Annotated in this window: 13 protein-coding genes; 10 read left to right on the top strand and 3 right to left on the bottom strand. The window is 65.1% G+C overall.

Going from position 1 to position 12,258, the window contains the following annotated elements; genetic code table 11:
• Positions 1-465: 465 nt before the first annotated feature.
• Positions 466-1,296, top strand: coding sequence for a hypothetical protein (locus ABZ293_RS19830; RefSeq protein WP_355182506.1), 831 nt, complete (start codon positions 466-468; stop codon positions 1,294-1,296).
• 99 nt (positions 1,297-1,395) lie between these two features.
• On the opposite strand, the gene ABZ293_RS19835 is transcribed toward ABZ293_RS19830, so the two are convergent.
• Positions 1,396-1,647: a hypothetical protein gene (locus ABZ293_RS19835; protein WP_355182508.1), complete on the bottom strand. Its 252-nt coding sequence runs from the start codon at positions 1,645-1,647 to the stop codon at positions 1,396-1,398.
• 186 nt (positions 1,648-1,833) lie between these two features.
• Positions 1,834-2,202: a VOC family protein gene (locus ABZ293_RS19840; RefSeq protein WP_355182510.1), complete on the bottom strand. Its 369-nt coding sequence runs from the start codon at positions 2,200-2,202 to the stop codon at positions 1,834-1,836.
• Positions 2,203-2,265: 63 nt separating this feature from the next.
• Between ABZ293_RS19840 and ABZ293_RS19845 the strand changes: the two genes are divergently transcribed.
• The 9 genes from ABZ293_RS19845 to ABZ293_RS19885 all read left to right on the top strand — a co-directional run bounded on the left by ABZ293_RS19845 (position 2,266) and on the right by ABZ293_RS19885 (position 11,177).
• Positions 2,266-2,724 (top strand): MarR family transcriptional regulator, encoded by a 459-nt coding sequence (locus ABZ293_RS19845; protein ID WP_355182512.1) that lies wholly within the window; start codon positions 2,266-2,268, stop codon positions 2,722-2,724.
• 680 nt (positions 2,725-3,404) lie between these two features.
• Positions 3,405-4,490, top strand: coding sequence for a substrate-binding domain-containing protein (locus tag ABZ293_RS19850; protein WP_355182514.1), 1,086 nt, complete (start codon positions 3,405-3,407; stop codon positions 4,488-4,490).
• Positions 4,491-4,625: 135 nt separating this feature from the next.
• On the top strand, positions 4,626-5,396 hold the full coding sequence (locus ABZ293_RS19855) for an ATP-binding cassette domain-containing protein (RefSeq protein ID WP_355182516.1): 771 nt from the start codon (positions 4,626-4,628) through the stop codon (positions 5,394-5,396).
• Entirely contained in the window at positions 5,393-6,655 is a 1,263-nt protein-coding gene (locus ABZ293_RS19860; RefSeq protein WP_355182518.1) for an ABC transporter permease, read from the top strand. The genes ABZ293_RS19855 and ABZ293_RS19860 overlap by 4 nt, the downstream gene beginning before the upstream one ends.
• Positions 6,656-6,682: 27 nt before the next feature.
• Complete coding sequence (locus tag ABZ293_RS19865; RefSeq protein WP_355182520.1) at positions 6,683-7,879, top strand: ROK family protein; 1,197 nt, start codon at positions 6,683-6,685, stop codon at positions 7,877-7,879.
• Between the two features lie 64 nt (positions 7,880-7,943).
• On the top strand, positions 7,944-8,729 hold the full coding sequence (locus ABZ293_RS19870) for a maleylpyruvate isomerase N-terminal domain-containing protein (protein WP_355182522.1): 786 nt from the start codon (positions 7,944-7,946) through the stop codon (positions 8,727-8,729).
• A gap of 168 nt (positions 8,730-8,897) precedes the next feature.
• Positions 8,898-9,440, top strand: a complete 543-nt coding sequence (locus ABZ293_RS19875) for an Rv3235 family protein (RefSeq protein ID WP_355182524.1) — start codon at positions 8,898-8,900, stop codon at positions 9,438-9,440.
• Positions 9,441-9,800: 360 nt separating this feature from the next.
• Complete coding sequence (locus tag ABZ293_RS19880; RefSeq protein WP_355182526.1) at positions 9,801-10,439, top strand: class I SAM-dependent methyltransferase; 639 nt, start codon at positions 9,801-9,803, stop codon at positions 10,437-10,439.
• 42 nt (positions 10,440-10,481) lie between these two features.
• Positions 10,482-11,177, top strand: coding sequence for a haloacid dehalogenase type II (locus tag ABZ293_RS19885; protein WP_355182700.1), 696 nt, complete (start codon positions 10,482-10,484; stop codon positions 11,175-11,177).
• Between the two features lie 6 nt (positions 11,178-11,183).
• Here ABZ293_RS19885 and ABZ293_RS19890 read toward each other — a convergent pair whose 3' ends face one another.
• Positions 11,184-12,047 carry a class I SAM-dependent methyltransferase gene (locus ABZ293_RS19890; protein WP_355182528.1) on the bottom strand — a complete coding sequence of 288 codons (864 nt, stop codon included), beginning with the start codon at positions 12,045-12,047 and terminating at the stop codon, positions 11,184-11,186.
• Positions 12,048-12,258 lie beyond the last annotated feature (211 nt).

Consider the following 12,258-nt stretch of genomic DNA (forward strand, 5'->3'; position numbering starts at 1 on the left):
CTACAAGCGACGCACGCGCGAGTTCCCGGCCCCGGCGGCCGTACCTTCGGTGCGCCGCCACCTGCTCGAGTCACGGTGTGACCGCCGCGATCGCGCGGCTGATCGTCGGCTGCGAAACACCGTGCGCCTAGGCCAGTTCCGCCTGCACCCGGTACGACGCAGATACGTCACGCCACAACAGTCGAAGTGAGCAACCCCGGGATCGGCGGGCACAGCCTCGTCCCACCACGGTCGGCGTCTATCCAGGCGGCATGCACGAGAGCGCACAGACCGGTGATCTGGTCACGGCGAAATCCGTTGGTATGGTGCATACGCGGCGGTCATACTCGACGAATCCTGTTGGTAGCTGGATTCTTTCGAGAACAGGGCCACCGTTCTATGAGGCGTGCCGGTCGTCTGCCTCGTCAAGCAATGCTGGATAGGTAATCGGGTAGTCGGAGCTTGGAGCGGACGATAATCAGCGCCGTGGAACAGCATCCTCGATACTCGATCATCGATTGTGTCGTGACCGGTTATGCGCACTATGGGATTCTCATCGCCACGGACGCAGGTGAACGAGGCTGGATCGAGGGCTCCTACGTAGCCGACGGGCCGATTCGTCGAGAGGAATGGCCGGAAGTTGGCGCACGCATAGTCGGCGTGGTCTTGGGTTACACAAGCAGCGGAAGGATCCGGCTCGCGACGACGCCGAGCTATGTCGCCGCCATCCGGGGGAGCGAGGATCCGGATGCCGCCGCGTCCGCGTGGTGGGTGATGATCGATGTCGACGGGCACGGAATTGTTGCCATCGACGAGGATGACAAAGACGCCATGTACTCGGCGTCGCATGTACTCACCTCCACAAGTTCAGCGAGGGATCGTCCTGGCATTGATCGTGGCGTTCGTGTCTTGGTCGAGGTGCAGCGCCGCCTCGGTGGTATCGCGCCACGTGCGCTGCTCGGGGCTGAGTTCATAGCTAGGGACAGCTCGACCACACTGATCGAAGTGGGAGTGGCAGCGTTCGAAATGCTCGACAGTGATGATCAGCCGAAGTGCCGGAGTCGTCTGTGGAAGCGTCCGTTCACCGGGGGGTTGCCCACAGATCTCGCCGACTCGGTTCTCCGCGGTTTGACGGCAGAACCCGGCGTCGCGCTTCCTCCCGGTGTGCTCCGAGTCGACCGTGCGGGCTTCGACATCGTGAATTCCTCGGAACCAGTATTCACCCAAGCTGCGTCTCTGCTACGCCTCGCCATCGCGACGAAACTGCACGACCACGACCCAGGGCCAGTACTCCGAGCTGCGATTCAAAGCTGGTAAGACATGGACCAAACCCGTCGCCGCAATGACGGTCAAGATTATCGGCGACGAGTCGAGCGGAACCAGCGATAGCAGCGGCGCGGGGACCGGCGCACGAATTCAACACCTTCTGTGCGCCATCGCCGAGCACCGTGCCGCGGAGGTGTCGTCGGCGGCGGTCAACTCTTGAAGTCCATCTCCACTGTGCAGGTCGGCGTTCGGCTCGAGGGAGATGACACCGCGAGCAGCGCCATAGCCATAGCGCAGCTCGCCGGGCGTCAGGTACGCCCAGGAAGCCACGAATCCTGCTGGGATCTCGAGCCCCTGCGAAATCACCTCGAGCGCGGCGGAACTGCCCGAATCACTGGACATGGGCCCTCCTCCGTCGCGTTCAGTCGGACACTGCCAGGCAGCAATGTGGCTCTTCACAGACGGGGGTGTAGTCGCGGCCTGAAGCCGCCGTGTCTCGAACAGGGACCTGCGATGTAGTTGGTGGTCGAGTCTCTGGCGCAACCGCGGTCTGCGGGGGTCGGTGATCGTCCGGTGGCGTTCGGCCTATCAGGCGCGGTCGTGGAGAGTGACCTGGTAGCCGTCGGGGTCGGCGAAGGTGAATGTCCGACCGAAGGGGCCGTCGATCGGTGCGGAGACGATGGTGTGACCGTCGGCGACGAGAGCATCGTGAATGGCCTGGACGTCTGTGGCGTGGAGCCAGATCGCGGCACCGATGCCGGGCTGAGCGACGGATGCGAGATCGGTGCCGGGAACGACGTCGCGGAGTGCGAACGCGATCGGCTTCGTTTCGAAGACGACGGCGTGTGGAGGTCCGGCCGGCGAGCGGACGAGGCCGAGGTAGTGCTCGTAGAACGCCTGCGAAGCGGCGAGGTCGCGCGCTTGGAGTGAGATGAAGTCGGGGCCGGTGGCGGGCATGATGGTGCTCCTTTTCTTCGTGTCAGTCTTCTGACACGGGTCAATCTATGTCAGAATTCTGACATGAGTCAAGACGGTGTCGGCGTCGACCTGGAGACGTCACTGGGCTACCTGCTGAAAGAGGCGTCGAGCGTCCTCCGCGCAGCCATGGAGGAGGTGCTGCGGCCGCTCGGGATGAGCGTGACGCACTACTCCTGCCTCGAGCTGCTGGCGCAACGACCGGGCTTGTCGAACTCCGAGCTCGCGCGGGGCGCGTTCGTGACACGGCAGACGATGAACGTGCTGCTCCAGGCCCTGGAACGAGACGGTTACGTGACCAGGCCTGCGGAGGCGCCCGTCGGGAAGGTGCTGCCCACGCGGCTCACGCCTCGCGGCCGACGGAGCCTCGAGAAGGCGACCGTAGCGGTCCGGTCCGTCGAGGTCAGAATGCTGGCCGGCATGACCGAGACCGAGCAGTCAGACGCGTTCCGGATCCTGCGGAGCATGATCCATTCCCTGCGCGATGGCAACGACGGTGCATAGCTCGTTCCCCGGCGCGCGTCTCGCCGCGCCCGGATAGGAGTCCGGCCGAGCATGAAAATCCGTGCAGGCAACCTCGAAACAGGCAGACCCCGACTGCACCCTCTTCTGCGATGAGCCAGCAATGTCCCCAGCCGGCGTGCGGCGCCCGACTATGAAATCCGGACGATGTCGGTGATCAAGGGGGCGAGGCGGGGAGATGTTCGGATGGGCAGTCGATGGAGCACCGTGTTCCGGCGGTCGCGCAAGCGGCGAGTGCGATGCCCTGCGGGTGACCGTCGTGCAAACGCGCCGTCGGCGGATATGGCAGTTTGCTGATCTGCGCGATGCCCTGCGGGTAACCGTAGTGCAAACGCGCCGTCGGCGGATGCGGCAGTTTGCTGATCTGCGCGATGTCATGAGCGGTGGCGAAAGGCGGGCGGAACTGCGCTGCTCAGCGAGGGTTTTGGGGTGTCTTAGGTGCTGTTCTGGAGTAGCGCGGTGCTTGCGTGGACCTGCCCTCGCGTGCTCGGCCGGAGAGCTCGCCGATCGCTCGTGCCCGGATTGTTATCGCAAACAACAAATATCTTTGCGAAACCGTTGTGCGCCACGTCACAGTGCAATATGTTGCATCGAACAACATTCGCTCAAGGCTCGACCACCTGGTACCTAGCAGGTGGTGGTTCAACGAAAGGCTCGCCCTCATGCGTAAGGGGATCCTCGGCATCGCGGCCGTATCGGTTGCGCTTCTCACCTCGCTCACTGCCTGCGGGGACAACAACAAGGACGCAGGTGGTGGCGGGAGCGCCAAGATCGGCGTGATCCTGCCGGACAGCAAGACCTCCGCGCGGTGGGAGACGGCGGATCGCAAATATCTGCAAGCGGCATTCGACGCGGCGGGGATCAAGGCGGATATCCAGAACGCGCAGGGGGATAAGAACGCCTTCCAGACCATCGCGGATCAGATGATCACCAACGGGGCCACGGTGCTGATGATCACCAACCTCGACAGTGGGACCGGCAAGGCCGTGATCCAGAAGGCGAAGTCGCAGGGCGTGACCGTAATCGATTACGACAGACTGACTCTCGGCGGTGGGGCGCCGTTCTATGTGTCGTTCGACAATGTGAAGGTCGGCAAGCTGATGGGGGATGGGCTGGCCAAATGCCTCACCGACAAGAAGGCGGTCAACCCGGTCGTCGCCTATCTCAACGGCGGACCGACCGATAACAACGCGACGCTGTTCAAGAACGGCTACGACAGTGTGCTGAAGCCGAAGTTCGATGCGGGTGAATACGTGAAGGGCCCGGATCAGGCGGTGCCGGAGTGGGATAACACCACGGCGGGCACCATCTTCGAGCAGATGCTCACCGGCACACCGAATCTCGGCGGCGTGGTCGCGGCCAACGACGGCCTCGGCAATGCCGCGATCGCGGTGCTGAAGAAGCAGAAGCTGAACGGCCAGGTGCCGGTGACCGGCCAGGACGCCACCGTGCAGGGCCTGCAGAACGTGCTGGCGGGCGATCAGTGCATGACCGTCTACAAGGCCATCAAGCTGGAGGCCGATGCGGGCGCGAAGCTGGCGATCGCACTGGCCAAGGGGGAGAAGGGCGAGGCGAACAGCACCGTCGACGATCCGGAGGCGAAGGCGAAAGTGCCCGCGGTGCTGCTGGAACCGAAGGCGATCTACAAGGAGAACGTGAACGACGTGGTGGCCGACGGGTATGTCGCGAAGGCCGAGCTGTGCACCGGCGAATTCGCCAAGCTGTGCGCGGATAACGGGGTTCGCTGATAGCCCGGTCGTTCCCGCGGACCCGACGGTGCGCGGGAACGACCGACATTTTCATGGTCAACGGGGCGAGTGCCCTTCCGCGGTTGGTATGAGGGGATCGCGGAAGGGCCGCCCCACACGTCAGGAGCAGTACCTATGCCCGATACACCGGTCATCGAATTACGGGGGATCGAAAAGAGTTTCGGCCCCGTCCACGTCTTGCACGATGTCGCTTTCTCCGCGTACTCGGGTGAGGTGACGGCGCTGGTCGGCGATAACGGCGCTGGCAAGTCGACTCTCGTCAAATGCATCGGCGGCACCCATCCCATCGATGCGGGGGAGTTCCTGTTCGAGGGCAAGCCGGTGCATGTGCACAGCCCGCGGGACGCGGCCGATCTCGGCATCGAGATCGTCTATCAGGACCTCGCGCTGTGCGACAACCTCGACATCGTGCAGAACATGTTCCTCGGCCGCGAGAAGAAGCACGGCATCGTGCTCGACGAGTACGGCATGGAGGAGTTGGCCGGAAAGACTCTGGCTGGCCTATCTGTTCGCACCGTGAAATCGGTGCGCCAGCAGGTGTCGAGCCTGTCGGGCGGGCAGCGGCAGACGGTTGCGATCGCGAAAGCCGTGCTGTGGAACAGCAAGGTGGTAATCCTCGACGAACCGACCGCCGCGCTCGGCGTCGCACAGACCCAGCAGGTGCTCGAGCTGGTGCGCACGCTCGCCGACAAAGGTCTTGCGGTGGTGTTGATCTCGCACAATATGAATGACGTCTTCGCGGTATCCGATCGGGTCGCCGCGCTCTATCTCGGCCGAATGGCGGCCCAGGTGCGAACTTCCGACGTGACGCACGCACAGGTCGTCGAACTGATCACCGCTGGCCGCAGTGGAAGTCTCGGTCTCGGAAATGGAGTAAAGGCATGAGCGAGCGAACAATAGGCACAGCCGCGGTGGTTACGGATAAGTTCGAGGCCACGTCCTCGCCGGTGACCGAGCTGGTCAACTCCTATGTCGGGCGGGTGCGCAGCGGCAATATGGGTGCGCTGCCGTCGATTATCGCGCTGGCGGTGCTGACGGTGGTCTTCTGGATCGCGCGGCCGGTCTTCATGACGCAGGGCAATTTCGCGAACCTGTTCACCCAGGGCGCGGCCATCGCGGTGATCGCCATGGGGTTGATCTTCGTGCTGCTGCTCGGTGAGATCGATCTGTCGGCCGGATTCACCAGCGGTGTCTGTGCGGCGGTGCTCGCGGTATTGCTCACCGACAAGGGATGGCCCTGGTATGCCGCGGTTCTCGTCTCGCTACTGACCGGCGTCGTGATCGGGCTGACCATCGGGACGGTCGTGGTGAAGATCGGAATCCCGTCGTTCGTGGTGACGTTGGCGGCGTTCCTGGCATTGCAGGGCGTCGCGCTCAAGATCATGGACAATGGGCGCAATATCTCGATTCGCGATGACACGATCGTCGCGATCGCGAATAAGAATGTGCCGCCGCTGCTCGGCTGGCTCATGTACGCGGTGCTGCTGGCGGGATTCGCGGCGATCCAATACCGAAAACTGCGGGCGCGCACCAAACTCGGGCTGACCGGCGAGACGGCGCCGGTGATCGCGCTGCGGATCGCGGCGGTCGCCATTGTCGCGGGCGCGGCGGTGCTGGTCCTCAATGACGAGCGCAGCCGCAATCCGGCGATCAGCTCGCTCAAAGGTATGCCGATCGTGGTGCCGTTGATCGTGGCGCTGCTGCTGCTCTGGACGTTCGTGCTCAACCGGACCTCGTTCGGTAGACATATCTACGCCGTCGGCGGCAGTACCGAAGCGGCTCGGCGCGCGGGCATTCCGGTCGATCGGATCAAGATCAGCGCATTCGTGCTGTGTTCGACAATGGCCGCGGTGGGCGGCTTGATCGCGGCCTCGCGCGCCAACTCCGTCGACCCGAATACCGGCGGCAGCGATGTGTTGCTGACCGCTGTCGGAGCCGCGGTGATCGGCGGCACCAGTCTGTTCGGCGGACGCGGCCGGATGCTGGACGCGGTGCTCGGTGCGGCGGTGGTCGCGGTGATCAATAACGGGATGGGCCTGATGGGCTATAGCGCGGGCACCAAATTCGTTGTGACAGGATTCGTGCTGCTGTTGGCAGCCGGAGTGGACGCGCTGTCGCGCAAGCGTGCGTTGCCAGGAAGTTGATCAACGACCGGGAGGAGGTTCACCCAAATGAGAGCTGCACCTTCCCCGGACGAGATCCGGCGACAGAACCTTGCCGTGCTACTGCGCCATGTCCACCTGAGCGGTCCGGTATCGCGGGCGGTGCTCGCCGAGCGAATGGGGCTCAATCGCAGCACCATTCTGGCGTTGACGGCCGATCTCGCCGCGGCGGGTCTGGTGAGCGAGGAACTGCCTGGGCAGACGGGCAAGGCGGGGCGGCCATCGTTGGTGGTGCGCCCCGAATCGGAACGGGTCTACGGGTTGGCGTTGGATGTCGGCGCGGACCGGCTCGCGGTCGCGCGGGTCGGGCTGGGCGGGGTGATTCTCGCGCGGCGGGAGACGCCGCGTCGCAGTGGCACATTCGATCCGAATGACGTGATCACCGCGCTGGCCACCATCGCGGAGAACATGATCGGCGAGGCCGGACCCGAGACCGTCTGCGTCGGTGTGGGAGTCGCGTTCTGTGGCATGGTGCGCGAGGAGGACGGCGTCGTGCGATACGGGCCGAATATCGGCTGGGTCGATGTGGCGGTCGGCGCGCGGCTGTCCGAGCGACTCGGTCTGCGCGTGGCCGTTGGCAACAATGCCAATCTCGGCGCGCTTGCCGAGCGTGAACGCGGCGTCGGCGTCGGTGTCGCGGACATGATCTACCTGCACGGCGAGGTCGGCATCGGCGGCGGAATCATTATGGGCGGCAAGCTGCTCGGCGGTGAGGGCGGCTACGGCGGCGAGGTCGGGCATATGATCGTCAATCCGGGCGGGCGGGCCTGCACCTGTGGGTCGCACGGCTGTCTGGAGGCCGAGGCGGGTGAACTCGCATTGATCGCGGCCGCCGGACGCACGGATCTCACCGGTCGTGCTGCGATCGAGGCGATCGTGGAGGCCGCCGCCCGCGGGGATGCCACCGCGCGAGATGCGTTGCACCAGATCGGCGATTGGCTCGGCTATGGCGTCGCCAATCTGGTCAATATCTTCAACCCCACCATGGTCGTCTTCGGTGGTGTGCTGCGCGAGATCTACCTCGCCTCCGCGGCCCAGGTCCGCAGCAGGCTGGCGGTGAACGGGCTGCTCGCCGTTCGCGAGCGGGTGCGCCTGCGCACCTCGGCCCTCGCCGATGACGCTCCCCTCGTCGGTGCCGCCGAACTGGCCTTCGCCGATGTCCTGACCGACCCCTTGCAGACCCTGGTCCGCATCACCAGCGGCTGACCGACCAACGCGCCGATTCGGCCTATCGGTGACAGTGGTTCGGATCACTTGGCAGTATCAGGGAATGACCGACCACATCGCCGCGTTCCGTCGCGAGCGCGACGCCGTTTTGGACTTCTGTGCCCGGCTCACGCCAGCGGAATGGGTGGCGCCGAGCCGAGCCGCGGGCTGGCGGGTGCGCGATGTGATCGCGCATCTCGGGTCGGAGTGCCGCCTGAACTTCGGCCCGGATGTGGTCAAGGTCATGCGCTCGCGAAATATCGAGCGGCTCAACGACGATTTCGTCGCCCGACGCGCCGACTGGGAGATCGATCGGGTGGTCGGGGAATTGGCGACCTGGAGTTCGCGGATCGCCACCGCGGCCCGCGCGACCCAGCCGTGGCCGCTCGGATCGATCCGCCTCCCGATCGGCGAACTCGGTGCACACCCACTGCGTTTGCTGCCGTCGCTGCTGACCTTCGACTTCCACACGCACCTGCGCCACGACATCGCCCCTGCACTCGACAAAGACATCCCTGCCACCGACCCGGACCGTATGAGTTCGATACTGGAGTGGATGTTGGCTCTATTGGCCAACTTCGGGGCGAATGATCGGATCTGGTTCGACCGGCCGATCGGGTTGACGCTGACCGGACCCGGCGGCGGAACCTGGCGACTCGAACCGATCGGGCACGGACGGTTGCGTGCGGTGGCCGGTTCCGATACCAGGATGGCTGCGCAAATCACCAGTGCGGCAATCGATTTCCCTTCCTGGGGGACAACTCGAACGCCCTGGCGATCCCATGGTGTGGCCGTCACCGGTGACGCGGAACTCGCCGAACGCTTCCTCGACTCGATCGACTTGGTCTGAACTCGCCTCGCACCGGGGTATCGGGATCCCTTCGCTACCTGATCTTGTTCGAGCGACGCTTGTCGGTGCCAGAACGGTCGCTTGGGTGGTTTACCTGCGGGGATATCCGTGGCATGCTGTCGCGGTCCGAGCTCGGGGGTTGTGGTTCGAACTCATTGGGGGTGCTACGTGGAGAGACATCCGTCGGGGCTTTCGTATGCGCCGAGGACGGAGCCGCCGCTGTTGCCGTACCGGCCGGGTGGGCGTGTTGAACCCGAACATCCGCCGCGCGCGGCACCGTGCCGCACGCCGATCCCGCGGCATGATCAGACCGGCCGGTCCGGCCCGCGGGGGCTGCGGCGCGCGCTCAGCGGCGAGCATTGCACGCCGCCACCAGCTGTCGAAGTCGATTCGGCGGCACAGCAATTCGTCGAACGGGCGCTGCGGCTGGCGCTCGAGATCCTGGACCACCGACGGCCGGTCGCCCAGCTCACCAGCGTGGCCACGCCCGCGGTGGTCGCCGCCGTGCGAACCCTGGTCCGAGCCGACCTGGCACCCGGCCGCACCCTGGGCGCCGCGGTGCTGCACCGGGCGAGTCTGATGATGGTCGACGCCTCGACCGCCGAGGTCTTCGCCGCCTACGACCGCGGCCGCCGACACTTCGCCATTGCCGCTCGCATCGCCCACACCCGCTCGACCGGCTGGCGACTGACCGTGTTCCGAGTGCGGTGAATCCGAGAGCAGATTTCGGGCGTGCTGAGGTTCTCTGGTCGCAGGGTGCGGACCTCGGTCCGCACCAGACCTGGTCCAGGCCGGAAGGTCGATGCGCTGTACGATCGCCGATCGGCGTGGTCATCAACACTTCGTATTGCTGTCCGGACCGAGCGAACTCGCTCGACCGACTGGCGACTGAAGGCCTTCCGGATATGGTGAATTCGGTAGCAGGTGTAGGACCCTCAGGTTCGCTGGTCGGTGCGGTGCGGTGCGGTGCGGTGCGGTGCGGTGCGGTGCGGTGCAGTGTGTGGCGAGGTCGGCTGCCTGCGGTGAGTCCGCGGGCAGGCGCGGGGGTCGGTGCCGAACTACGCTGACTCGATGATCGGCACCCGATACAGCTATGACAAAGTGGCCGACCACTATGCCGAAGAACTCGGGGACGAGCTGCGGCATAAGCCGTTGGATCGGGGGCTGTTGGATGTCTTCGCGGAACTCGTGGGCGACGGGGTGGTCGCCGATATCGGTTGCGGTCCTGCACATATAGCCGCGCACCTTGCGGCGCGCGGTGTGCGGACGATCGGGATGGACCTCTCGCCTGCGATGTGCGCGGCGGCTCGCCGAACCACCTCGGTGCCGGTCTGTGCGGCCGATATGACCGCTCTGCCGGTGCGGGCGCAATCGCTGGCGGGATTGGTCTGTCTGTATGCGGTCATCCACCTGGACGAGCAGCAGCGCGCCGCGGCCTACGCGGAGTTCGCCCGGGTATTGCGCCTTGGTGGCCACGCGCTCATCGCATTTCACACCAGCGATGCGGATATTCCGGTCGGTGGCGCCAAGACACTCACCGACTGGTGGGGCCATGAGGTCGATCTCACCTTCCGCTACCTCGACCCGTCCGCGGAATCCGAGGCCCTGGCCGCGGCCGGTCTGATCCCGGCGGCACGCCTCGACCGTGCCTCGCATCCGGGCACCGAACATCCGAGTCGGCGCAGCTACCTGCTGGTCCAGCGGCATTGACGCTAAGGTCGAATCGCATTCAGGCGGAAAGGTGCGGACGTGCTGCGGGCATTGCTCTTCGATGTACAGGGGACGGCGACGGACTTCCATTCGACAGTCTGTGCGGAAGCGCGCCGCATCGGCGGCGAGCGCTACCGGGATATCGATTGGGCCGGTTTCGTCGACCATTGGCGTGCCGAGTACTTCGCCGCACTGCACAAGGCCGAGCCCGACCGGGACAACTGGGTCACTGTGCATTCGGTCTATGCCACGGCACTGGACGGCCTACTGGGTGATTACGACATCGACCTATCGCCCGAGCAACGCGCCGATCTCACCCTCGCCTGGCAGCGCCTCGAACCGTGGCCCGATGTAAATGCCGGATTGACCAGGCTTGCGAGCAAATTCACGATCGCGACACTGTCGAACGCGGATGTCGCGGCCGTGGTGAACATTTCGAAGCGGGCCGCGCTGCCCTGGGATGCGGTGTTCACCGCGGAGATGGCGGGCGCGTTCAAGCCCGACCCCACGGTATATCGCATGGCCGCACGGTTTCTGGGGCTGGAACCAGCCGAGATCATGATGGTCGCCAGCCACAAGTACGACATTCGGGCCGCGGGCGCACTGGGCTTCCGGACGGCCTTCGTCGCCCGACCGCTCGAGTTCGGCGCCGATGGCGATGTGGACGTCTCCTATGACGACGACTTCGACATCAACGCCAGTGACTTCCTCGATCTCGCCGACCAGCTCGGCTGCTGACCCGACCTACGCGGTTCGGGTGGCACGCAGCATGTGTAACGGAACGGTGGACGACGGTTGCGGGGGAGTGCCCAGGTACCCAGCGATAAGTTTTGGCGCGTCGTAGTCGTCGACCTGGTCGAATCCCGTCTCCCGCAGCAGATCTTCGATCTCCTCGGCGGTGAAGAAGCTGATCCACGGCTCACCGACGGCGGCCCACCGCTCGGCCCGCACCGCACGCTGCGCCGCATCCTCGGGCGTGGAAGCCGAAGCGGGATAGAGATAGTCGAATACCAACTGCGCCGGCGTCGCCTGGCCCGCGACGAAGCGCAGGGTGTCCAGGATCGCCTCCCGGGTCAGATACACGACGACGCCGAGCCAGATGAACACGGCCGGTCGATCGCGATCGAAGTTCGCGGCGGCCAATCCCGCTGCGAGCGTTTGGCTTTCGAAGTCGACCGGGGCGAAGGTCAGCGACGCCGGGATCTCGATGCCCGCCGTCTCGAGCCGCTGTCGCTTCCAAGCCTGGGTATCGGGATGGTCGACCTCGAATACCCGCACGTCGGGGTGGGGATTGCGATAGGCGAAGGTATCCAGCCCGGCCCCGAGGATCACCACCTGCCGGGTGCCCGCCGCCACGGCGTCGGCAATGGTCTGCTCGGCGAAGCGGGCGCGGGCGGCCAGGAACATTCGGCGTCGGCGGCGCATGTCGCCATCGGTGTCGCCCTCCACCATGCTCGCGGCATCGAGGGCGGACAGTTGGTCGGGGGTGACATCCGCGATGCGGATCGCCAGTGGATCGGTGAAGATTCGCGGCTCGCTTGCGATCTGGTGGTAGGCGCGAGCATAAGCGGTGGCGAGTGCGGTGCGACTGGGTTGACCGAGCTGCATAGGCAGAACCTACGTCTGTTCGGGGTGCCGCGCTATGAGCTATGTCTCGCTGATGGCGTGCTATGAGCTAGGTCTCAGTGATGCCGCGCTATGAGCTAGCGGATGCCGGTGCGGGTCAACAGATCGAGGATCTGTACCCCTTCCAGATCCGTTATGCGGACCGACCATGGCGAAGGCAGGGTAAGGGGCCGCTTATCGGATGCTGCTGCAC

The sequence above is a fragment of the Nocardia sp. NPDC005998 genome (assembly GCF_040614395.1).
Lineage (GTDB): Bacteria > Actinomycetota > Actinomycetes > Mycobacteriales > Mycobacteriaceae > Nocardia.

Coding starts and splice junctions, on each gene's coding strand:
- ABZ293_RS19855 (WP_355182516.1), top strand. CDS start 4,626: ATGCCCGATACACCGGTCATCGAATTACGGGGGATCGAAAAGAGTTTC.
- ABZ293_RS19850 (WP_355182514.1), top strand. CDS start 3,405: ATGCGTAAGGGGATCCTCGGCATCGCGGCCGTATCGGTTGCGCTTCTC.
- ABZ293_RS19880 (WP_355182526.1), top strand. CDS start 9,801: ATGATCGGCACCCGATACAGCTATGACAAAGTGGCCGACCACTATGCC.
- ABZ293_RS19835 (WP_355182508.1), bottom strand. CDS start 1,647: ATGTCCAGTGATTCGGGCAGTTCCGCCGCGCTCGAGGTGATTTCGCAG.
- ABZ293_RS19865 (WP_355182520.1), top strand. CDS start 6,683: ATGAGAGCTGCACCTTCCCCGGACGAGATCCGGCGACAGAACCTTGCC.
- ABZ293_RS19860 (WP_355182518.1), top strand. CDS start 5,393: ATGAGCGAGCGAACAATAGGCACAGCCGCGGTGGTTACGGATAAGTTC.
- ABZ293_RS19845 (WP_355182512.1), top strand. CDS start 2,266: ATGAGTCAAGACGGTGTCGGCGTCGACCTGGAGACGTCACTGGGCTAC.
- ABZ293_RS19870 (WP_355182522.1), top strand. CDS start 7,944: ATGACCGACCACATCGCCGCGTTCCGTCGCGAGCGCGACGCCGTTTTG.
- ABZ293_RS19890 (WP_355182528.1), bottom strand. CDS start 12,047: ATGCAGCTCGGTCAACCCAGTCGCACCGCACTCGCCACCGCTTATGCT.
- ABZ293_RS19840 (WP_355182510.1), bottom strand. CDS start 2,202: ATGCCCGCCACCGGCCCCGACTTCATCTCACTCCAAGCGCGCGACCTC.